Source organism: Nocardioides conyzicola (assembly GCF_039543825.1).
In the GTDB taxonomy this organism is placed as follows: Bacteria; Actinomycetota; Actinomycetes; order Propionibacteriales; family Nocardioidaceae; genus Nocardioides; species Nocardioides conyzicola.
Genome location: NZ_BAABKM010000002.1, coordinates 2,901,308 through 2,921,813, shown reverse-complemented (window position 1 = coordinate 2,921,813; position 20,506 = coordinate 2,901,308). Strand labels below are relative to the sequence as shown.

General features: G+C 71.9%; 19 protein-coding genes. 18 read left to right on the top strand and 1 reads right to left on the bottom strand.

The features are described from left to right. The first annotated feature begins 5 nt into the window (after positions 1 to 5). The 14 genes from ABEA34_RS17235 to helR all read left to right on the top strand — a co-directional run bounded on the left by ABEA34_RS17235 (position 6) and on the right by helR (position 15,838). Complete coding sequence (locus tag ABEA34_RS17235) at positions 6 to 710, top strand: GntR family transcriptional regulator (RefSeq protein ID WP_345522633.1); 705 nt, start codon at positions 6 to 8, stop codon at positions 708 to 710. A gap of 120 nt (positions 711 to 830) precedes the next feature. Further along, positions 831 to 2,471: an NCS1 family nucleobase:cation symporter-1 gene (locus tag ABEA34_RS17230; RefSeq protein WP_345522632.1), complete on the top strand. Its 1,641-nt coding sequence runs from the start codon at positions 831 to 833 to the stop codon at positions 2,469 to 2,471. After that, entirely contained in the window at positions 2,471 to 3,175 is a 705-nt protein-coding gene (locus ABEA34_RS17225) for an aspartate/glutamate racemase family protein (protein ID WP_345522631.1), read from the top strand. Before ABEA34_RS17230 ends, ABEA34_RS17225 begins: the two co-directional genes overlap by 1 nt. A 108-nt stretch (positions 3,176 to 3,283) precedes the next feature. Further along, positions 3,284 to 3,778, top strand: a complete 495-nt coding sequence (gene uraD, locus ABEA34_RS17220; RefSeq protein WP_345522630.1) for a 2-oxo-4-hydroxy-4-carboxy-5-ureidoimidazoline decarboxylase — start codon at positions 3,284 to 3,286, stop codon at positions 3,776 to 3,778. Next, positions 3,775 to 4,095 carry a hydroxyisourate hydrolase gene (gene uraH, locus ABEA34_RS17215; protein ID WP_345522629.1) on the top strand — a complete coding sequence of 107 codons (321 nt, stop codon included), beginning with the start codon at positions 3,775 to 3,777 and terminating at the stop codon, positions 4,093 to 4,095. Before uraD ends, uraH begins: the two co-directional genes overlap by 4 nt. Next, complete coding sequence (gene pucL, locus ABEA34_RS17210) at positions 4,095 to 4,937, top strand: factor-independent urate hydroxylase (RefSeq protein ID WP_345522628.1); 843 nt, start codon at positions 4,095 to 4,097, stop codon at positions 4,935 to 4,937. The genes uraH and pucL overlap by 1 nt, the downstream gene beginning before the upstream one ends. A 5-nt stretch (positions 4,938 to 4,942) precedes the next feature. Then, the gene (gene allB, locus ABEA34_RS17205; protein WP_345522627.1) at positions 4,943 to 6,280 is read left to right on the top strand and encodes an allantoinase AllB; all 1,338 of its coding nucleotides are present in this window, start codon (positions 4,943 to 4,945) and stop codon (positions 6,278 to 6,280) included. Beyond that, on the top strand, positions 6,277 to 7,470 hold the full coding sequence (locus ABEA34_RS17200) for a pyridoxal-phosphate-dependent aminotransferase family protein (protein ID WP_345522626.1): 1,194 nt from the start codon (positions 6,277 to 6,279) through the stop codon (positions 7,468 to 7,470). The genes allB and ABEA34_RS17200 overlap by 4 nt, the downstream gene beginning before the upstream one ends. Continuing rightward, complete coding sequence (locus ABEA34_RS17195) at positions 7,467 to 8,699, top strand: allantoate amidohydrolase (protein ID WP_345522625.1); 1,233 nt, start codon at positions 7,467 to 7,469, stop codon at positions 8,697 to 8,699. The genes ABEA34_RS17200 and ABEA34_RS17195 overlap by 4 nt, the downstream gene beginning before the upstream one ends. Then, on the top strand, positions 8,696 to 9,520 hold the full coding sequence (locus ABEA34_RS17190; RefSeq protein WP_345522624.1) for a MurR/RpiR family transcriptional regulator: 825 nt from the start codon (positions 8,696 to 8,698) through the stop codon (positions 9,518 to 9,520). The genes ABEA34_RS17195 and ABEA34_RS17190 overlap by 4 nt, the downstream gene beginning before the upstream one ends. Further along, a complete protein-coding gene (locus ABEA34_RS17185; protein WP_345522623.1) occupies positions 9,520 to 10,281 on the top strand; it encodes an FAD binding domain-containing protein in 762 nt (253 codons plus the stop codon). Before ABEA34_RS17190 ends, ABEA34_RS17185 begins: the two co-directional genes overlap by 1 nt. A gap of 247 nt (positions 10,282 to 10,528) precedes the next feature. Beyond that, entirely contained in the window at positions 10,529 to 13,129 is a 2,601-nt protein-coding gene (locus ABEA34_RS17180; protein ID WP_345522622.1) for a molybdopterin-dependent oxidoreductase, read from the top strand. Continuing rightward, positions 13,126 to 13,593: a nucleoside deaminase gene (locus ABEA34_RS17175; protein ID WP_345522621.1), complete on the top strand. Its 468-nt coding sequence runs from the start codon at positions 13,126 to 13,128 to the stop codon at positions 13,591 to 13,593. The genes ABEA34_RS17180 and ABEA34_RS17175 overlap by 4 nt, the downstream gene beginning before the upstream one ends. A gap of 100 nt (positions 13,594 to 13,693) precedes the next feature. Beyond that, positions 13,694 to 15,838 (top strand): RNA polymerase recycling motor ATPase HelR, encoded by a 2,145-nt coding sequence (helR, locus tag ABEA34_RS17170; protein ID WP_345522620.1) that lies wholly within the window; start codon positions 13,694 to 13,696, stop codon positions 15,836 to 15,838. On the opposite strand, the gene ABEA34_RS17165 is transcribed toward helR, so the two are convergent. Continuing rightward, positions 15,831 to 16,658, bottom strand: a complete 828-nt coding sequence (locus ABEA34_RS17165; RefSeq protein ID WP_345522619.1) for an SCO6745 family protein — start codon at positions 16,656 to 16,658, stop codon at positions 15,831 to 15,833. The two genes, helR and ABEA34_RS17165, sit on opposite strands and share 8 nt — an antisense overlap. 260 nt (positions 16,659 to 16,918) lie before the next feature. Here ABEA34_RS17165 and ABEA34_RS17160 point away from each other — a divergent pair, with 260 nt between their 5' ends. Genes ABEA34_RS17160 through ABEA34_RS17145 form a run of 4 tightly spaced genes read left to right on the top strand, consistent with a single transcriptional unit; the run spans position 16,919 to position 20,470 of the window. Beyond that, a complete protein-coding gene (locus tag ABEA34_RS17160) occupies positions 16,919 to 18,040 on the top strand; it encodes an ABC transporter substrate-binding protein (protein WP_345522618.1) in 1,122 nt (373 codons plus the stop codon). Between the two features lie 14 nt (positions 18,041 to 18,054). Then, a complete protein-coding gene (locus tag ABEA34_RS17155) occupies positions 18,055 to 18,882 on the top strand; it encodes an ABC transporter ATP-binding protein (RefSeq protein WP_345522617.1) in 828 nt (275 codons plus the stop codon). Then, on the top strand, positions 18,882 to 19,670 hold the full coding sequence (locus tag ABEA34_RS17150; protein ID WP_345522616.1) for an ABC transporter permease: 789 nt from the start codon (positions 18,882 to 18,884) through the stop codon (positions 19,668 to 19,670). The genes ABEA34_RS17155 and ABEA34_RS17150 overlap by 1 nt, the downstream gene beginning before the upstream one ends. Next, positions 19,670 to 20,470, top strand: coding sequence for an ABC transporter permease (locus ABEA34_RS17145; protein WP_345522615.1), 801 nt, complete (start codon positions 19,670 to 19,672; stop codon positions 20,468 to 20,470). The genes ABEA34_RS17150 and ABEA34_RS17145 overlap by 1 nt, the downstream gene beginning before the upstream one ends. The last annotated feature ends 36 nt before the right edge of the window (positions 20,471 to 20,506 follow it).

Sequence of the window (20,506 nt, the reverse complement as noted above, 5' to 3'; positions counted from 1 at the left end):
AGGCGATGTCAGCACCCCGGCGCCGCTCGATCTTCACCGCGCGGCTCGTCAACTCGACGCCGGGGGCTCGCGCCCCGCGGGTGCTCGACGACCTGCGCAACGCGATCCTCGGCGGCGACGAGCCACCGGGGACGCTGATCCCGATCGAGGCGGTGGCGCAGTTCTTCGGCGTCAGCCAGATCCCGGTCCGGGAGGCGCTCCGGGAGCTCCTCGGGGAGGGCCTGGTCGAGCACATCCCGCACGTCGGCTACAGCGTCGCCAAGCTCAGCTTCGTCGAGTTCGCCGAGCTGTACGACGTCCGCCAGGCGCTCGAGGCCGCGGCCCTGCGGGCGGCCGTGGTCACGGCGACCGCCGCCGACGACGAGGTGGTCCGGGAGACGCACGAGGCGATGGCGGGAGCCATCGAGCGCGACGACGAACGCGCCTACCACGCGGAGTCGCGGCGCTTCCACATGGCGCTGATCGCGCCGGCGCGGATGCAGCGGCTGCTGCACATGTACGAGGGCGCCTGGAACATGACCGAGCCCGCCCGGCCCATGTCGCGCGTCGACGAGGTCGGCCGGCGCTCGTTCCACGACGACCACGACCGGATGCTGGCGGCCTTCGTGGCCCGCGACGCCGACGCCCTCGTCGCCGAGTCGGCGCTCCACTTCGCCCACCTCAAGGACGGGATCGCGTCCTTCCGCGACGATCCCGACGTCTTCCTATAGCCCTATATCTTTCCCGTGACGTCGGGTTCACCGCGGCCAAGGGTCGGTGAAACAACCGGTTCCTAGCGTCGCCCGGGACGGCAGCGACGACGGGTGTCGCTCGAGGACCGAGGAGAACCCATGACCGACATCGAGCAGGGCGCCAGACGACCAGAGCCGGACCTCGTCGAGGCCGCCGGCTATCCACCGGGCCGCGGCGTCGCCAAGCGCGACTACGACCCGCGGCTCACCAACGAGGACCTCGCCCCGCTCAAGGAGCAGACGTGGGGCACCTACAACATCTTCGCCTTCTGGATGTCCGACGTGCACAGCGTCGGCGGTTACCTGACCGCCGGCAGCCTGTTCGCCCTCGGCCTCACCAGCTGGCAGGTCTTCATCTGCCTGATCGTCGGTATCTGCATCGTCCAGTTCTTCTGCAACCTGGTCGCCAAGCCGAGCCAGCTCACCGGCGTGCCCTACCCGGTCATCAGCCGCGCGTCGTTCGGCGTCCTCGGCGCCAACATCCCGGCCATCATCCGCGGCCTGATCGCGGTCGCCTGGTACGGCGTCCAGACCTTCCTCGCCGCCGAGTCGCTCAACATCGTCTTCCTCAAGCTCTGGCCCGGGCTGGCCGACTGGGCGGACGTCGACATCCACGGCTTCCTCGGCCTCTCCTACCTGGGCTACGTCAGCTACGCGATCCTCTGGGTCCTGCAGGCGCTGCTCTTCTGGCGCGGCATGGACACCATCCGCAGGTTCATCGACCTCGCCGGCCCCGCCGTGTACGTCGCGATGGTGCTGCTCTGCGGCTACCTGCTCTACAAGGCGGACTTCGACATCGACCTCAACCTCTCCGACAAGGACCTCGGCGGCTGGACCCTCGTCTCCACCATGCTCGGGGCGATCGCGGTGGTCGTCGCCTACTTCTCGGGCCCGATGCTCAACTTCGGTGACTTCTCCCGCTACGCCCGCACCTTCGGTCAGGTGAAGAAGGGCAACTTCTGGGGGCTGCCGGTCAACTTCGTGATGTTCTCGCTGCTCACCGTGCTCACGGCGGCGGCGACCGTTCCGGTGTACGGCGAGCTGATCACCGACCCGATCCAGACGGTCAACCAGATCGACAGCACCTTCGCGATCATCCTGGGCGGCCTGACCTTCGTGACCGCGACGGTCGGCATCAACATCGTCGCCAACTTCATCTCGCCGGCGTTCGACTTCTCGCACGTCAACCCGCAGAAGATCAGCTGGCGGATGGGCGGCATGATCGCGGCCGTCGGCTCGGTGCTGCTGACGCCCTGGAACTGGTACGACAACCCCGACGCGATCTTCTGGACGCTCGGCCTGCTCGGCGCCCTGATCGGACCGCTCTTCGGGATCCTGATCGCCGACTTCTACCTGGTGCGCAAGCAGCAGGTCGTCGTCGACGACCTCTTCACCATGGACCAGGCGGGCACCTACTACTACCGCAACGGATACAACATGGCCGCCGTGAAGGCGGTGGTCATCACCGGTGTCATCGCGCTCGCCTCCGTGATCGTCCCCAACGAGACCGACGTCCTCGAGTGGCTGCCCAACTACGCGTGGTTCGTGGGCTGCGGTCTCGGCTTCACCGTCTACCTCGTCCTGGCCCGCGCCGCCGGCCTCGGCGAGCCGACGGACGGCCACGCCGGTCCCGTGACCGCCGCCGACAAGGAGAGCGTGTCGGCGCTGGCCGCCATCAACACCGGCGAGGCGACGATGAGCCGCGCCGAGCTCCCCGGCGGGGCGGCGGCGACCGGCTGATGCGGATCCTGGTCGTCAACCCGAACACCACGGCGTCGATGACCGCCCTGATCGGCGAGTGCGCCCGGGCCGTCGCCGGCCCGGGCGTCACCGTCGACGCGGTCAACCCGGCCACCGGGCCGGCGTCGGTCGAGAGCCACTACGACGAGGCGATGGCGGTCCCGGGCGTCCTCGCCGAGATCGCGGCCGCCGAGCTGGCCGGGTACGACGGCCACGTCATCGCCTGCTTCGGCGACCCGGGCCTGCTCGCGTCGCGCGAGCTGGCGGCGGCGCCGGTCGTCGGGATCGCCGAGGCGGCGATGCGCACCGCGGCGTACCTCGGCCGCACGTTCAGCGTCGTCACGACGCTCTCCCGCACGATCGGGCACACGTGGGAGCTCGCTCGCCAGTACGGCGTCGCCGACGCGTGCGCCGGCGTCCACGCGTGCGAGATCCCGGTGGTCGAGCTCGAGACCGACCCCGCGGCGTACGCCGTGATCCTCGCCGCCTGCCGGTCGGCGCTCGACCGCGACGGCTCGGACGCGATCGTGCTCGGGTGCGCCGGCATGGCCGACCTGTGCCAGCGGCTCTCCGCCGAGCTGGGCGTCCCCGTGGTCGACGGCGTGGCCGCGGCGACGCTCGAGGTGGAGAAGCTGGTGCGCCTCGGCCTGCGCACCGGCAAGCGCGGCGAGTTCGCGACCCCGCCGGCCAAGGCCTACGCCTGAGCCGCCGTTGACCCGAGGGCCCCACCGGGTAGACCGTAACGTCACTGAAACGATTGTTTCGGTCCCGATTTACATCGGATCCCTAGTGTCACGGCCCGAGGAGGAACTGTGCGACTCGACGAGTTCAACGCGATGCCGACCGAGGACGCGGACGCCGTCGTGCGCCCGTGCGTCGACATCGACTCGTGGGCGCGCGCGATCGTCCGGGGCCGGCCGTACGCCGGGCTCGACGAGCTGCTCTCCGCGGCCGACGCCCAGGCCCGCACCTGGACCTCGGCCGAGGTCGAGCGGGCCCTCGCCGACCACCCGCGGATCGGTGAGCGGCACGCGGGGACCGGCACCAGCGCGCGGATGTCCCGCAGCGAGCAGGCCGCCGTCGACCCGCACGACGCCGACGTCCAGCGCCGGCTGGCGGAGGGCAACGCGGCGTACGAGGAGCGCTTCGACCGCATCTACCTGGTGCGGGCGGCCGGCCGCAGCGCCGAGGAGATCCTGGGGCTGCTCGAGGAGCGCCTCGCGAACGACCCCGAGACCGAGATCGCCGTGACGTCCGGACAGCTGCGCGAGATCGCCCTGCTCCGCCTGGAAGGACTTTTCGCATGAGCACCCTCTCCACGCACGTCCTCGACTCCGTGCTCGGCGTGCCCGCCGCCGCGCTCGACGTGATGCTGTACGACGAGCAGGGCCGCCGGGTCACCGAGGCGACGACCGACGCCGACGGCCGGGTCTCCTTCGACCTCGAGCTCGGTGCCGGTACGCACGGGCTGGTCTTCAACACCGGCGGCTACTTCGCGGCGGCGCAGCGCGACACCTTCTACCCCGAGGTCGCGGTGTCGTTCACGGTCGACCCGGAGCAGTCGCACTACCACGTGGCGGTGCTGCTCAGCCCGTACTCCTACACCACCTACCGGGGGTCCTGATGGCCTACTCGCTGACCGACCTCCAGCACGGGAAGGCCGAGGTGCGGCTCGTCAAGGTCGACCGCGCCGGCGACCAGCACGTGCTGCACGACCTCAACGTGACGAGCCAGCTGCGCGGCGACTTCGAGACGGCGTACACCGAGGGCGACAACTCCCACGTGCACGCGACCGACACCCAGAAGAACACCGTCTACGCCCTGGCCCGCGAGCACGGCGTCACGTCGCCCGAGGACTTCCTGCTCGCGCTCGCCGCGCACTGGCGTGCCCAGGCGTGGGTCACCGGCACCTGGCTCGCCGCCGAGCAGTACGCGTGGCACCGGCTGCCCGCCAACGGGCACTCCTTCGTCCGCAGCGGCCAGGAGACCCGCACGGCGCTGGTCGAGACCGACGGCGAGCAGACCACGGTCAGCGCCGGGCTCTCCGACCTGGTGGTCCTCAAGTCGACGGGCAGCGAGTTCCACGGCTTCCCGCGCGACCGCTACACCACGCTGGCCGAGACCGACGACCGCGTCCTGGCGACCAGCGTGACCGCGACCTGGCAGTACGACGGTGTGCCCGCGCCGGTCGACTACGACGCGGCGTACGACGTCGTCCGCACGGCGATGCTCGACGCGTTCGCCTCGACCCACAGCCTCGCGCTCCAGCAGACCATCCACGCCATGGGGGCCGCCGCCCTCGACGCCGTGCCGGAGATCGCGCGCATCCACATCTCCTGCCCCAACAAGCACCACTTCCTGGTCGACCTGCAGCCCTTCGGGCTCGACAACCCGGGCGAGGTCTTCTTCGCGGCGGACCGCCCGTACGGCCTGATCGAGGCCACGGTCCAGCGCGAGAGGGCCTGAGGTCGATGCGCATCGACGCCGTACAGGCCCAGCGGGTGCTGGTCGACGGTGCCTTCACGCCGGCCACGGTCCTCGTCCACCACGGCCGGATCGAGGCGATCGAGGCGGTCGATCACGAGGTCGACGGGGTGGTGCTGCGCGCACCTGACACGGCGTACGTCGTGCCCGGCATCGTGGACACCCACGTGCACATCAACGAGCCCGGGCGCACCGAGTGGGAGGGCTTCGTGTCGGCGACCGAGGCCGGAGCCCTGGGCGGCGCCACCACCCTGGTCGACATGCCGCTCAACTCCATCCCGCCGACCACCACCGTCGAGCACCTGCGGCTCAAGCAGGAGGCCGCCGACGGCGAGCTCATGGTGGACGTCGGCTTCTGGGGAGGAGCCGTCCCAGGCAACCTGGCCGACCTCGAACCCCTGTGGGAGAGCGGCGTCTTCGGCTTCAAGTGCTTCCTGTCGCCGAGCGGGGTCGATGAGTTCCCGCCGCTCGACCCCGACCAGTTCGTCGCGGCGCTCAGCGAGATCGCGCGCTTCGACGGGCTGATGATCGTGCACGCGGAGGACGCAGGGGTCCTCGAGGTCGCGCCCGCGACCCCGGGCCGGGCCTACCGCGACTTCCTGCTCTCCCGGCCGGACGCCGCCGAGCTGACCGCGATCCAGCGCGTCCTCGACGGCGCGCGCGAGACCGGCGCGCGGGTGCACGTCCTGCACCTGTCGAGCGCCCGGGCGCTGGACGCGATCGCCGACGCCAAGGCCGAGGGGCTGCGGGTCACCGTCGAGACCTGCCCGCACTACCTCTGCTTCGCGGCCGAGACGATCCCGGACGGCTCGTCGCAGTTCAAGTGCTGCCCGCCGATCCGCGACGCCGGCAACCGCGAGGAGCTCTGGCAGGGGCTGCGCGCCGGGGTCATCGACATGGTCGTCAGCGATCACTCCCCCGCGACCGCCGAGGAGAAGGGCCGGGGCGACGGCGACCTGCAGCAGGCGTGGGGCGGCGTCTCCGGCCTGCAGGTCGGCTTCAGCGCGGTCGCCCAGGAGGCGCGGCGCCGCAACATCCCGCTCGCGGACGTCAGCCGGTGGATGTCGCGCAACACCGCCGACCTCGTCGGTCTCGGCGCCAAGGGCCGGATCGAGGTCGGCGCCGACGCCGACCTCGCGATCTACGACAGCGGCGTCGAGTTCCGCATCGAGGCCACCCGGCTCGCCCACCGCAACCCGATCTCGGCGTACGACGGTCTCCGCTTCGGCGGCCGGATCACCCGCTCCGTGGTGCGCGGCAACGCGATCGACGTCGAGCATCCCGACCACCGGTGGGGACGACAGCTGAGGAGGCCCGGCTCATGATCGGTCCGATCGACCCACCGACCCGGTTGCTGATGGGGCCGGGCCCGATCAACGCCGACCCGCGCGTGCTGCGGGCGATGTCCGCCCAGCTCGTCGGCCAGTACGACCCGTGGATGACCGCCACCATGAACGAGACGATGGAGCTCTACCGCGAGGTCTTCGGCACCCGCAACGAGCAGACGTTCCTCGTCGACGGCACCTCGCGCGCGGGCATCGAGGCGGCCCTCGTCAGCCTCCTCGAGCCGGGCGACCGGGTGCTGGTGCCGGTCTTCGGACGGTTCGGCCACCTGCTGGTGGAGATCGCCGAGCGCTGCCGCGCCGAGGTCCACACCATCGAGGTCCCGTGGGGCGAGGTGTTCCCGGCCGAGCAGGTCGAGGACGCCGTACGACGGGTGCGGCCGAAGGTGCTGGCGGTGGTCCAGGGCGACACGTCCACGACGATGTGCCAGCCGCTGGCCGACCTCGGCGAGATCTGCCGGCGCCACGACGTGCTGCTCTACTGCGACGCGACCGCCTCGCTGGGCGGCAACGAGTTCGAGATGGACGCGTGGGGCCTCGACGTCGCCACCGCCGGCCTGCAGAAGTGCCTCGGCGGACCGTCCGGCAGCGCCCCCATCTCCGTCTCCGACCGCGCCGCCGACGTGATCAACGCGCGCAAGCACGTGGAGGCGGGCATCAGGTCCGACGACGACGTCGACCACGGTGAGCGGATCGCCAGCAACTACCTCGACCTCGCGCAGGTCATGGACTACTGGGGACCGCGCCGGCTCAACCACCACACCGAGGCGACGACCATGTTGTACGGCGCCCGCGAGTGCGCGCGGCTGCTGGTCGAGGAGGGACTCGCCGCCGCGGTCGAGCGGCACGCGCTCCACGGCCGGGCGATGCTCGAGGGCGTGCAGGGGCTGGGGCTCCGCGTCTTCGGCGACGTCGACCACAAGATGCACAACGTGGTCGCGGTCGAGATCCCCGACGGGGTCGACGGCGACCGCACCCGCGGCGTCCTGCTCGAGGAATTCGGCATCGAGATCGGCACGTCGTTCGGCCCGCTCCACGGCAAGGTGTGGCGCATCGGCACCATGGGCTACAACGCCCGCACCGACGCCGTGCTCACGACGCTGGCCGCTCTCGAGCAGGTGCTGCGCACCACCGGCGGCGTGACGGCCGCCCAGGAGGTGTACGCATCATGACGACCGCTCGTGAGGTCCTCGACCGCTGCGTCGAGCTGGACCGGTTCACCGCCGACCCGCCGCGGCTGGAGCGCGTCTACCTCTCCCGCGAGCACGCCAGCGCCAACGCCGTCACCGGACGGTGGATGGAGCAGGCCGGGCTGCGCACCTGGCAGGACGCGGCCGGCAACCAGTGCGGCCGCCGCGAGGGGCGCGAGCCCGGGCTGCCGGCGCTGCTCGTCGGCTCCCACCTCGACACCGTGCCGGACGCCGGGTCGTACGACGGGATGCTCGGCGTGGTGATGGCGATCGCCGTCGCCGAGCGCCTCCGCGACCGGGAGCTGCCCTTCGCCCTCGAGGTGATCGGCTTCAGCGACGAGGAGGGCACCCGCTTCGGCAAGGCGCTGCTCGGCAGCCAGGCGTTCGCCGGCGTCTGGGAGGAGGACTGGTGGGACCTCCGCGACCGCGACGGCATGACGCTCCACCAGGCGTTCCTCGACTTCGGCCTCGACCCGCGCCGCGTGGGCGAGACCGCCCGCGCGCCCGGGGACCTGGTGGGCTACCTCGAGGCGCACATCGAGCAGGGTCCCTACCTCGAGGCCGCCGACCGCTCGCTCGGCTACGTCACGACGATCGCCGGGGCGCGCCGCTTCCGCCTGAGCTTCGTGGGCGAGGCGCGCCACGCGGGTGGTACGCCGTACCACCGCCGGCGCGATGCTCTCGTCGGCGCCAGCGAGGCGATCGTCCTGATCGAGCGGCGAGCACGGGACTCCGACTGCATCGCGACCGTCGGCCGGATCGAGGTGCAGCCCGGCGCGATCAACGTCATCCCCGGCCGCGCCGACATCAGCCTCGACCTCCGGGCCGCGACCGACGCCGAGCGCGACGAGATGTGGGCGTCGCTGCTCGGGGAGATCGAGACGGCGTGCGCCGTCCGCGGGCTCCGGCTCGAGGTCCGCGAGACCCACCACGCGCCGGCGATGCCGTGCGCACCCTGGCTCCAGGAGGCAGTGATGGCCGGCATCCGCAGCACCGGCGACGACGACCCGATGGGGCTGTGGAGCCGGGCCGGCCACGACGCGATGGCGGTCGGGCTGACCACCGATGTCGGCATGCTCTTCGTCCGCTGCCACGACGGCATCAGCCACCACCCGGAGGAGGACGTGCGCGAGCTCGACGTCGCCGCCGGGCTGGACGCGCTGGAGCGAGCGGTCCTCGAGGTCGCGGCCACGATCGGGGCAGCAAGGTGAGTGAGCGCCTGGACAGCCGGATCGACGAGCGGATCACGCAGCGGTACGCCGTCCTCTCGCCGCAGGAGCGGCGTGCGGCCGAGACGCTGCTGGAGCACCTGGACGACCTGGCGACCTACCGCTCCGCCGAGCTCGCCGACCTCGCCGGCGTGTCCAAGGCGACGATGAGCCGGCTCTTCCGCAGCCTGGGCTTCTCCGATTTCGACGAGGTCCGCGACCACCTGCGCGCGCTGCGGTCCGCCGGCGAGCCCCGGCGGCTGGACGGCGCCTCGACCACCGTCGACCACCTCGCGCACGAGCAGGAGTCGCTGCGCGTCGCGCTGGAGAGCCCGGCGCTCGGCGAGGTCGTCGCCCTGCTGGCCGGTGCCCGTCGGGTGCTGGTCGTCGGCTGGCGCAACAGCCACCCGGTGGCGCTGCACCTGCGCCAGCAGCTGGCCCACGCGCGCGGCGACGTACGCCTGGCGCCCCTGCCCGGCCAGGTGATCAGCGAGGAGCTCGCCGACCTCGCCGCCGGTGACGCGGTGGTGATGGTCGGCTTCCGGCGGCGTCCGGCCGACTTCGGCGGCTTCCTCACCGAGGCCGCCGCCACCGGCGCGACCGTCGTGCTGCTGGGCGACCCGACGGCGCGCCGGCACGCGGCCTCGGCGGCGTACTGGCTGGAGTGCCCGGTGAGCAGCACGCTCGCCTTCGACAGCTACGCGGCCGCGATGAGCCTGGTCAGCGTGCTCGCCGACGGCGTGCTCTCGACCCTGGGCCGGGCGGCCCGTGACCGGGTCGCAGACATCAGCGCGTCGTACGGAAGACTCGCCGAGGTCGAGTGATGGACCTCCACACCGTCACCAGCCACCGGCTCGCCCGGGGCCGCGAGGACCTGGCGCTCGGGCCCGGCGAGGCGCTGCTCGCGGGCGGGTCCTGGCTCTTCTCGGAGCCGCAGCCGGAGGTCAGCGGCCTGGTGGACCTCACGACGCTCGGCTGGCCCGACTGGGAGGAGCTGCCCGGCGTGCTCCGGATCGGGGCGACCTGCACGGTCCTGCGGGCGCTCGGTGCACCGTGGGGTGCTGCGGACGCGCTGGCCCGGGCGAGCGCCGACTCGTTCCTGATGTCGTGGAAGGTGCAGCACGTCGCCACCGTCGGCGGCAACCTCGCGCTGGCGCTGCCCGCCGGCGCGATGATCTCGCTGACGGCCGCGCTCGGCGGCGCCGTCGTCATCTGGACACCCGACGGCGGCGAGCGCGAGGAGCCCGTCGTCGACTTCGTCACCGGCGCCGGTACGACGACCCTCGGGCCGGGCGAGGTGATCCGCGCGGTCGACGTACCCACCGCGTCGCTCTCGCTGCCGTCGGCCTTCCGGCGTACCGCCCTCACCCCGCTCGGCCGCGCCGCCGCCGTCGTCATCGGCTGCGGCCGGCGGATCACCGTCACCGCCGCGACCACCCGCCCGGTCGTCCTCGACGTGGACGACCTCGACGACGGGCTCGCGGCGGTCGACTGCTGGTACGACGACCCGCACGGCCCCGCCGACTGGCGCGCCCACGTCACCGGTCTGCTGGCGCACGAGGTGCGGGCGGAGCTGCTGTCATGAGCGGGTGGACGCCGGGGAGCGGTGAGTCAGCAACCGTTCTCGAGCACCACGCGAGCCGAAACGGTTGCCTGCTCACCGCCGCCAGTGCGAGCGGAGCTGCTGTCATGAGCGGGTTGGGGCCGGCGAGCGGTGAGTCAGCAACCGTTCTCGAGCACCATGCGACCCGAAACGGTTGCCTGCTCACCACCGCCCCGCGGAGGTCGACCCCCAACGGTTGCCTGCTCACCGCCGCCTCGCGGAGGCCGGTATGAGGGTCAACGGCGAGCCGGTCGAGGCGACTCCCGCACCGGGCCAGTGCCTGCGCGCGTTCCTGCGCGAGGCCGGGCGCCTGGACGTCAAGAAGGGCTGCGACGCCGGCGACTGCGGCGCCTGCACCGTCCACGTCGACGGGGCGCCGGTGCACTCCTGCCTCTACCCGGCCGCCCGTGCCGTCGAGCACGAGGTGACGACCCTGGCGGGCCTGGGCACCCCGGAGGACCCGCACCCGGTGCAGCGCGCGTTCGCCGACGCCGCGGGGTTCCAGTGCGGCTTCTGCACCGCCGGCTTCATCATGACGGCCACCGGAGCCGGCGCACCGACCGACGTCGCGCGGTGCTTCAAGGGCAACCTGTGCCGCTGCACCGGCTACCGCTCGATCCGCGACGCGCTGTCCGGCACGGTCAACGTCGGCCCGGCGACCGCCGACGGCGCGGCCTTCGGCGCCTCGCTCGGAGCGCCGGCCGCCGCGCGGGTCGTCACCGGCACCGAGCCCTACACGCTCGACCTGCCGACGACCGGCGTGCTGCACCTGGCGCTGGTGCAGAGCCCGCACGCCCACGCCCGGATCACCCGCATCGACACCAGCAGGGCCGAGGCGGCCCCCGGCGTACGCCTCGTCCTCACGCACCACGACGTCCCCGACGTGCTCTACTCCACCGCCCGCCACGAGAGCCGCCTCGACGACCCGGACGACACCCGGATGCTCGACGAGGTCGTGCGCTTCCGCGGCCAGCGGGTCGCCGCCGTGGTGGCCGAGTCGGTCGGCGCCGCACAGCACGCGGCGTCCCTCATCGACATCGAGTACGACGTCCTGCCGGCCGTCTTCGACCCCGAGGCCGCCCGCACGGCCGGTGCCCCGCTCCTGCACGGCGACAAGGCGTCGGACACCTCCCGCATCGCGGAACCCGACCGCAACGTGGTCGCGCAGACCCACGGCGAGATCGGCGACGTGACCGCCGGGCTGGCCGCGGCGGCCGCGACCGTGACCGGGACCTGGCGGACCGCGCGGGTCACCCACGCGTCGCTGGAGACCCACGGCGCCCGCGGCTGGATCGACGAGGACGGGCGGCTGGTGATCCGCGCGAGCACCCAGGTGCCGTTCCTGGTGCGCGCCGAGCTCGCCCACGTCCTGGGGCTGGACGAGGACCGGGTCAGGGTCATCGCGGCACGCGTGGGCGGCGGGTTCGGCGGCAAGCAGGAGATGCTCGTCGAGGACCTGGTCGCGCTCGCCGTGCTCCGCCTGCAGGCACCGGTCCAGCTGGAGCTGACCCGCGAGCAGCAGTTCACGCTCGTGCCGAGCCGCCACCCCATGCGGATCTCGGTGACAGCCGGCGCCGACGCCGACGGCGTGCTGACCGCGCTCGTCGTCGACGTGCTCAGCGACGCGGGCGCCTACGGCAACCACTCGGTCGGGGTGCTCTTCCACGGCTGCCACGAGTCGGTGGCGCTCTACCGGTGCGCCAACAAGCGGGTCGACGCCGAGGCGGTCTACACCAACCACGTGCCGTCGGGGGCCTTCCGCGGCTACGGGCTCGGCCAGGTGATCTTCGGGATCGAGTCGGCGCTCGACGAGCTGGCCCGCGAGCTGGGGATCTCCCCCGTCGAGCTGCGCCGGCGCAACGTCGTGCGCCCCGGCGACGAGTTCGTCGTCAACGGCGAGCCGGACACCGACCTGGTGTTCGGCAGCTACGGCCTCGACCAGTGCCTCGACCTGGTCGAGAGCGCGCTGGCCGCGACCGACGACGCCCCGGCGCCCGTTGGCGGGAGGTGGGCGATCGGCGAGGGCGTCGCGGCGTCGATGATCGCCACGATCCCGCCGCGTGGCCACCACAGCGAGGCGACGGTCAGCCTGGACGCGGACGGCACCGTGACGATCGGCGTGGGGAGCGCGGAGTTCGGCAACGGGTCGGCCACCGTCCACGTGCAGCTGGTCGCGGAGGAGCTCGGCGTCGACCCCGCGCGGGTCCGGCTGCACTCCTCGGACACCGATGCGGCGGCGTACGACACCGGGGCCTTCGGCTCGACCGGCTCGGTCGTCGCCGGCACCGCGGTCGCCCGCGCGGCGCGAACGCTCCGCGCCGCCCTCGATGCCGGTGAAACCCCACCGTTGAGCCGTTCTGGGCATCACTCCGGTACGCCGCGGTCGGTGGCCTTCAACGTCCACGGCGTCCGGGTCGCGGTCGACCGGCTGACCGGGGAGCTGCGCGTGCTGCGCTCCGTGCACGCCGTCGACGCCGGCCGGGTGATCAACCCCGAGCAGCTGCGCGGGCAGGTCGAGGGCGGCGTCGCGCAGGCGCTCGGCAGCGCGCTGCAGGAGGAGATCATGGTCCGCGACGGCGAGGTCCTCACCCGCACCTTCCGGCACTACCGGGTCCCGCAGATGGCCGACGTGCCACCGACGGAGGTGCTCTTCGCCGACACGTACGACGAGCTCGGGCCGCGCGGAGCCAAGTCGATGAGCGAGGCGCCGTACAACCCGGTGGCGCCCGCGATCGCCAACGCCGTGCGCGACGCCCTCGGCGTACGCCCTCACGAGCTGCCGATGAGCCGCGACCGGCTCTGGAGACTCGCCAACCAGGAGGCCACATGACCGACGACCGCTGGCTCGCCCAGGCCCTCGACCTCGCGGTCGCCAACGTCGCCGAGGGAGGTGGTCCGTTCGGCGCGGTGATCGTGCGGGACGGGACGCTGCTGGCGACCGGGCAGAACCGGGTCACCCGCGACAACGACCCCACCGCGCACGCCGAGGTGCTGGCGATCCGGACCGCGTGCGCCGACCTCGGGGACTTCTCGCTGGCCGGGTCGGTCCTCTACACGTCGTGCGAGCCTTGCCCGCTGTGCGTCTCCGCCGCGCTCTGGGCCCGCCTCGACCGGGTCGTCTACGCCGCCGACCGCCACGACGCCGCGCGAGGTGGCTTCGACGACCGGGAGTTCTACGAGCTCTTCGCCCGTGACCGCTCGACCTGGCCGACAGCGGTCGAGGCCGGGCGGCATCCCGAGGCGTTCGCGCCGTTCGACGCGTGGCTCAGCAACACCGAGCGCACGGCGTACTGACACAGAGAAGGAGAGGCCCGACCGGGTCTCTCCACTTCCAAGGTATAGCCGACCCCCCGGCTTGCGGCAAGGCCCCGGTCGTGGCCCAGACTCTCCCGACGTGCCTCCCTCGACGACCAGCGCGTTCACGCTGCCGGACAGCCTCGCCGCCAAGGCCGACCCCGACCTGATCGCCGCAGACGAACGGCACTTCGCCGCCGTCGCCGCGAGCCTGGAGCAGTCGCTGGCCGACCTGTCCGGCCGGCTCGACGAGCTCCGCAAGGCGCCCGTCGGCGAGGGGCAGGACGCGCTGGACCGCGACCAGGAGGTGCACCGGCTGACCGCCCGCCGGCGCGCGCTGAGCCGCTTCGGGCTGGACCTCTGCCTCGGCCACATGGTGCCCGCGGACGGCGGAGACCCTGTGTACGTCGGGCGCCTGGGCCTCACCGACAGCGCCGGTAACCCGCTGCTGCTCGACTGGCGCGCGCCCGCGGCCGAGCCCTTCTTCGGCGCCACCCACGCCCAGCCGATGGGTCTCGCCAGCCGCCGCCGCTACCGGTGGACCCTGGGCCGGATCAGCGACTACTGGGACGAGGTGTTCACGGCCGACGGGCTCGAGGGCCACGCCGCGGCCCTCGACGACCAGTCCGCCTTCATCGCCAGCCTCGGCTCCACCCGGTCGCCGCGGATGCGCGACGTCCTCGGCACCATCCAGTCCGACCAGGACGCCATCATCCGCGCGAGCTCGCGCGGCACCCTCGTCGTCGACGGGGGCCCGGGCACCGGCAAGACCGTGGTCGCGCTGCACCGCACGGCGTACCTCCTGTACGCCGACCCGCGGCTCGGCCACCGCCGCGGCGGCGTGCTGTTCGTCGGCCCGCACCAGCCCTACCTGGCGTACGTCGGCGACGTGCTGCCCAGCCTCGGCGAGGACGGGGTGCAGACCTGCACGCTGCGAGAGCTCGTGCCCGAGGGCGCTGCCGCGCCCTACGAGACGGACCCGGAGGTCGCGCGGCTCAAGGCGACCGCGGGCATGGTCGCCGCGATCGAGCCTGCCGTACGCCTCTACGAGGAGCCGCCCACCCAGGGCATGGACGTCGAGACCCCCTGGGTGGACCTGTGGCTGAGCACCACCGACTGGGTCGAGGCGTTCGAGTCGGTGGCGGGCACACCGCACAACGAGGCGCGCGACCAGATCTGGGAGGAGCTGCTCACGATCCTGGTCGACAAGTACGACGACGAGGAGGTCGGCCCCGAGCTGCTCCGACGGTCACTGGCCGCGAACGCCGACCTGCGCGAGACCCTCACCCGCGCCTGGCCGCTCATCGAGCCGACCGACCTGGTCGGCGACCTGTGGGACGTCCCGGCGTACCTGCGGAAGTGCGCCCCGTGGCTCACCTCCGACGAGGTCCGGGCGCTGCAGCGCGACGACCCCCACGCGTGGACCGTCTCCGACCTGCCGCTCCTCGACGCGGCGCGCCAGCGCCTGGGCGACCCCGAGGTCGCGCGGCGCAAGCGGCAGCGCGACGCCGCGATCGCCGCCGAGCGCGCCCAGATGGACCGGGTGATCGACGACATCCTCCAGCTCGAGGACGAGGACGGCCTGTACGCCCAGCTCAGCCAGGGCGGCATCCGCGACGCCCTCGTGGACCAGGACGCCCTGCCCACCACCGACCCGGACCTGCTGTCCGGCCCGTTCGCGCACATCGTGGTCGACGAGGCGCAGGAGCTGACCGACGCCGAGTGGCAGATGCTGCTGCTCCGCTGCCCGTCGCGCAGCTTCACCATCGTCGGCGACCGCGCCCAGGCCCGGCACGGCTTCACGGAGTCGTGGCAGGAGCGGCTCGAGCGCGCCGGCCTCGACCAGGTGCAGCTGGCGTCCCTCAGCATCAACTACCGGACGCCGGAGGAGGTGATGGCCGAGGCCGAGCCCGTCATCCGCGCGGTGCTCCCCGACGCCAACGTCCCCACCTCGATCCGCAGCAGCGGCCTCCCGGTCGTCCACGGGTCCATGCCGGAGCTGGACGTGATCCTGGCCGGCTGGCTCGCCGAGCACGACGAGGGCATCGCGTGCGTGATCAGCACCGACGGCGCGTACGACGCGACGGCCCGCGTCCGGTCGCTCACCCCCGAGCTGTCGAAGGGGCTGGAGTTCGACCTGGTCGTCCTCGTCGGCCCGGAAACCTTCGGCACCGGCACCGAGGGTGCCGTCGACCGCTACGTCGCGATGACGCGCGCGACCCAGCAGCTGGTGATCCTCAGCTGAGCCTGCTCGCGATCGGCTCGAGCGCACCGACCAGCTCGTCGAGCTCGACCGGCGTCAACGCCTCGTACGGCGCCTCCGCGAGCGCATCGGTCAGGAGCTCGATCCGGGCCTTGGTCGCGCGACCGGCATCGGTCAGCCGGCCGTCGGCATCGAGGAGACCACGACCGCGCAGGCCGTCCATGACCGCGGCGAGCCTGGCCGCGGGGAGGTGGTGGATCCGGCCGAAGGACTCGGCCGGGTAGACGCCCATGTCGAGGGCGCTGAGCACGTGGGCCTCGGTCCCGCCGACCTGCTCGGCCATCAGGGCCACGATGTGGCCGTCACCGCGGTGCTCACGCAGCATGTTGGCCGCGTGCCAGAGCCGGGCGACCGGCTCCTCGGGCACCGGGAGGGCGCGCAGGCCGGCGTACATCACCCGTCCCTCGGTCGGCGCACTGGTCGATGCCGCGGCGAGGAGCTCGGCGGCCCGCGCGAGCACGGGAGACCCGACCAGGTCGCCGAGGATGCGCCGCAGCGCCGCGACGCAGCCCCGTTGGCGCGCGGCGTGCGCGGCCTCCGGCGTCGTCGTCTCCCAGACGTGGGGGATGTGGCGGGCCACCTCGCCGTCCGCGAAGCTGTAGAACGCCGCGTCGACGACCTCAGCGGGCACCCGTCCGAGGGGTGCCGAACGTCCGGCGAAGTAGCCGTCCCAGTAGTCGCGGAAGCCGAGCGACGCCATCGCCTCGTTGGGCTCGTCGGAGAAGAAGTTGACCAGCGAGATCGGCTCGGTGAGGTCGAACAGTCGGCGGGCGACCGGCTCCGGGTGCGGCATCTGTCTCATCTCCTGTGACGGTGCGGACGCCCGTCCTGGGCGGCCTCTCACCTCTGCCACGAACGGGTCGGCCGCCGTACGACAGTGGTCGACCCGGTCTCGAGAACCCCTTTCCTCACCCGAGCTCCTGAAACGAACGTTTTAACGCTCGCGTTACGTCGGTCGCGAAGTTCCGCAACGTGGCGCTCCTACGTTCAGCGCGTCTCGGACACCCGTGATCCGCGCCCGGGGAGGGAAACCCGTCGCGCCAGAACCTAGGAGAAACTCACATGACCTTGCCGTTCCGGTCGAACAGGTTGTCGCGCAGGGGTGCCCGACGCACCGCGCTCCACATGACCGCCGTCCTCGCCGTCGCCACCCTAGGCCTCGCGGCCTGCGGCTCCGACTCCGACGGCTCCGAGGGCTCCTCGGGCGGCTCCAGCTCCGCGGCCGCCGGCGGCGGGGACTACGGCGACGTCAGCGTCCAGCTGTCCTGGATCAAGAACTCGGAGTTCGCGGGTGAGTTCCTCGCCGACTCGAAGGGCTACTACAAGGACGCCGGCTTCTCGAAGGTCACGCTGCTCCCGGGCCCGGTCGCCCAGGAGGAGATCGTCGCGACCGGCAAGGCCGAGTTCGGCCTGAGCAACGCGGTCTCGACAGCCGCGGCCGTCGCCAACTCGAAGTTCCCGCTGAAGATCGTCGGCGCGACGTACCAGAAGAACCCGTTCAGCATCCTGTCGCTGGGCGACAAGGGCAACATCGCGACCCCGGCCGACCTGTGCGGCAAGAAGATCGGCGTCCAGGACCCCAACCTGAGCCTCTTCAACGCCTTCCTCAGCGCCAACGACATCGACCCGAAGTGCCTGACGATCGTGCCGAACTCGTTCGACGTCTCGCCGCTCGAGGACAAGCAGATCGACGGCCTGGTCGCCTACCTGACCAACGAGTCGCTGCTGGTGAAGGGCCACGGCTTCGACACCGTCGACCTGCCGTTCGCCGACAACGGCCTGCCGTTCGTCGCCGAGACCGTGATCACCACCGACGACATGATCAAGAACAACCCCGACGAGGTGAAGGCGTTCCTCAAGGCCGAGATCCAGGGCTGGACCGACGCCTGCGACGGCGACGCCGGCTACAAGGCGGGCGCCGAGCTGGCGGTCAACACCTACGGCAAGGAGATCGACCCGCCGCTGGAGCTCGAGAAGGAGGTCGAGCAGGCCAAGCAGCAGTGCGAGCTGCTGGTCAAGAGCGACGAGACCGAGACCAACGGCCTGTTCACGATGAGCCCGGAGATGATCGACGCCAACATCACCTCGATCAAGGCGGCCGGCATCGACATCAGTGCCGATGACCTCTTCGACACGTCGCTGATCGACGCGGTGTACGAAGAGGACCCGTCCCTCAAGGGCTGAGGTACGACGAACTCGTGACACTCCACGACGAATCCCTGACGCCGGTGCCGGCCAGCACTGGCACCGGCGTCAGGATCGACAGCCTCAGCAAGACGTTCTCGGTCGGCCGCAAGAAGGTGGAGGCCCTCCAGGACACCACCCTCTACACCGACAAGGGCAGCTTCCTCTCGCTCCTCGGCCCCTCGGGCTGCGGCAAGTCCACGATCCTGCGGATCCTCGCCGGGCTCGAGGAGGCGACCTCGGGCACCGCCATCGTCGACGGCAAGACGCCGCACGAGCTGCGCCGCGACCACGAGCTCGGCATCGCCTTCCAGGACTCCGCCCTGCTCCCCTGGCGCAGCGTGGAGTCCAACATCCGGCTGCCGTTCCAGGTCTCCGGCACGAAGCCGGACGAGGCCCTGGTCAAGGAGCTGATCAAGCTCGTCGGCCTCGAAGGCTTCGAGAAGGCCAAGCCCGGGCAGCTCTCGGGCGGCATGCGGCAGCGCGTGTCGATCGCCCGTTCCCTGGTGGTCAAGCCGAGCGTGCTGCTGCTCGACGAGCCCTTCGGCGCCCTCGACGACATGACGCGGCAGCGGCTCAACCTCGAGCTGCTCCGGATCTGGACGGAGAAGCCCGCCACCACGCTGATGGTCACGCACGGCATCAGCGAGGCGATCTTCCTCTCCGACGAGGTGGCGGTGATGAGCCCTCGGCCCGGTCGGGTCAAGGAGATCATCACGGTCGACCTCCCCCGGCCGCGGACGCGCGAGATGATGCGGACACCGGAGTTCCACGCCCTGCACGACCAGGCCTCCGAGCTGCTCTTCGGTGCGGGCGGGGCCGCCGTGGAGGAGAACAGCTGATGCGTCTCTCCCGAGAGCGGCTGCACACCATCGGGGTCGGCGTGCTCGGCATCGTCGTGCTGCTCGCGTTCTGGTGGCTGGCGGCGACCACGTTCCTCGCCGGCCACCAGATCCCGACGCCGGTCGACGTCGTCGACAAGTTCCACGAGCGCGGCTTCGGCTACTACCGCAAGATCTTCTCGGTCACCCTCGAGGAGGCCGCGAAGGGCTACCTGTACGGCGTCGCCATCGCCCTGGTGCTCGCGGTGGTCGTGATGCTGGTGCCGCGGCTGGCGCCGGTGATCATGCAGTTCGCGGTGATCACCTACTGCCTGCCCATCGTCGTGCTCGCGCCGATCCTGATCGTCGTCAACGACATCCCGGTCGAGGGCGGCACGTCCGCCACCGCGACCGACCTGGCCGCGATCTCGGTCATCTTCACCACCGTCGTCGGCGCCGTGCTCGGCTTCCGCTCCGCCGACCAGACCAGCCTGGACGTGGTCGAGGTGTACGGCGGCAGCCGGTGGCAGCAGTTCACCCGCGTCCGGGTGATCGCCTCGCTGCCCGCGCTCTTCACCACGCTCCAGATCGCAGCGCCCGCTGCGTTCCTGGGCGCCCTGCTGGGCGAGTACTTCGACAAGCACCTCGTCATCGGGGTCGGCCCGTCGCTCTACCTCGCCCAGAACAACCGCGAGACCGCGCTGGTGTGGACCCTCGGGTTCAGCTGCGCGATCGTCTCCGGCCTCGCCTACTTCATCATCGGGCTGATGGGTCGGGCCGTCACTCCCTGGTCGAAGGGAACCCCGTGATGAAGGCCCTCGAGCTCCTCCGGCCGGCGGTCCGGCCGCTGCTCAACCTGCTCTTCGTGCTGGCCTGCCTGGTCGTGCTCTGGCTGGTCATCCTCGAGGTCTCCGACGTGAGCCCCCTGGTGGTCCGCAGGCCGAGCGACGTCCTCCACTTCCTCTTCAGCGACAAGGGCGCGTCCGACAACCGGTCCTCCGTCCTCCACCCGCTGTGGCAGACCCTCCTCGACGCCGGCATCGGCTTCGTGGCGGGCCTGGTGGCGGCGACCACGGTCGCGACCGCGACGTACCTCTCCCGCGGTGTCGAGGCGGCGACCATGCCGGTCGCGATGATCGTGCGCACCGTCCCGCTGGTCGCGCTGGCGCCGATCATCACCCTCGTCTTCGGCAACGGCTTCGCGACCGTGGCGGTGATGAGCGGGATCGTGGTGTTCTTCCCGGCGCTGGTGACCATCTCCTACGGGCTGCGCTCGGTCACCGCGCAGATGAGCGACGTCGTGCACGTGTACGGCGGCTCGACCTGGGACGTGCTGCGTCGCGTCGCCTACCCGACGGCGGTCCCGTCCGTCTTCGCCGCGATCCGGATCTCGGTGCCGGGCGCGGTCACCGGTGCGCTGATCGCCGAGTTCTACACGACCCCGGACAGCGTCGGGAAGGCGATCAACCAGGCGCTCGCGCTCTACCAGTACGACCTGGTCTGGGCGCTCCTCGTGGTCGTCACCCTGGTGTCGGTCGTCCTCTACATGGTGGCCCAGCTCTGCGAGAGCCTGGTGCTGACGCGGTTCGGGCTCAGCGCCGACCGCTAGCGCGGGCGGCCCGGGAAGGTTCTCGGTGTCGCGGGG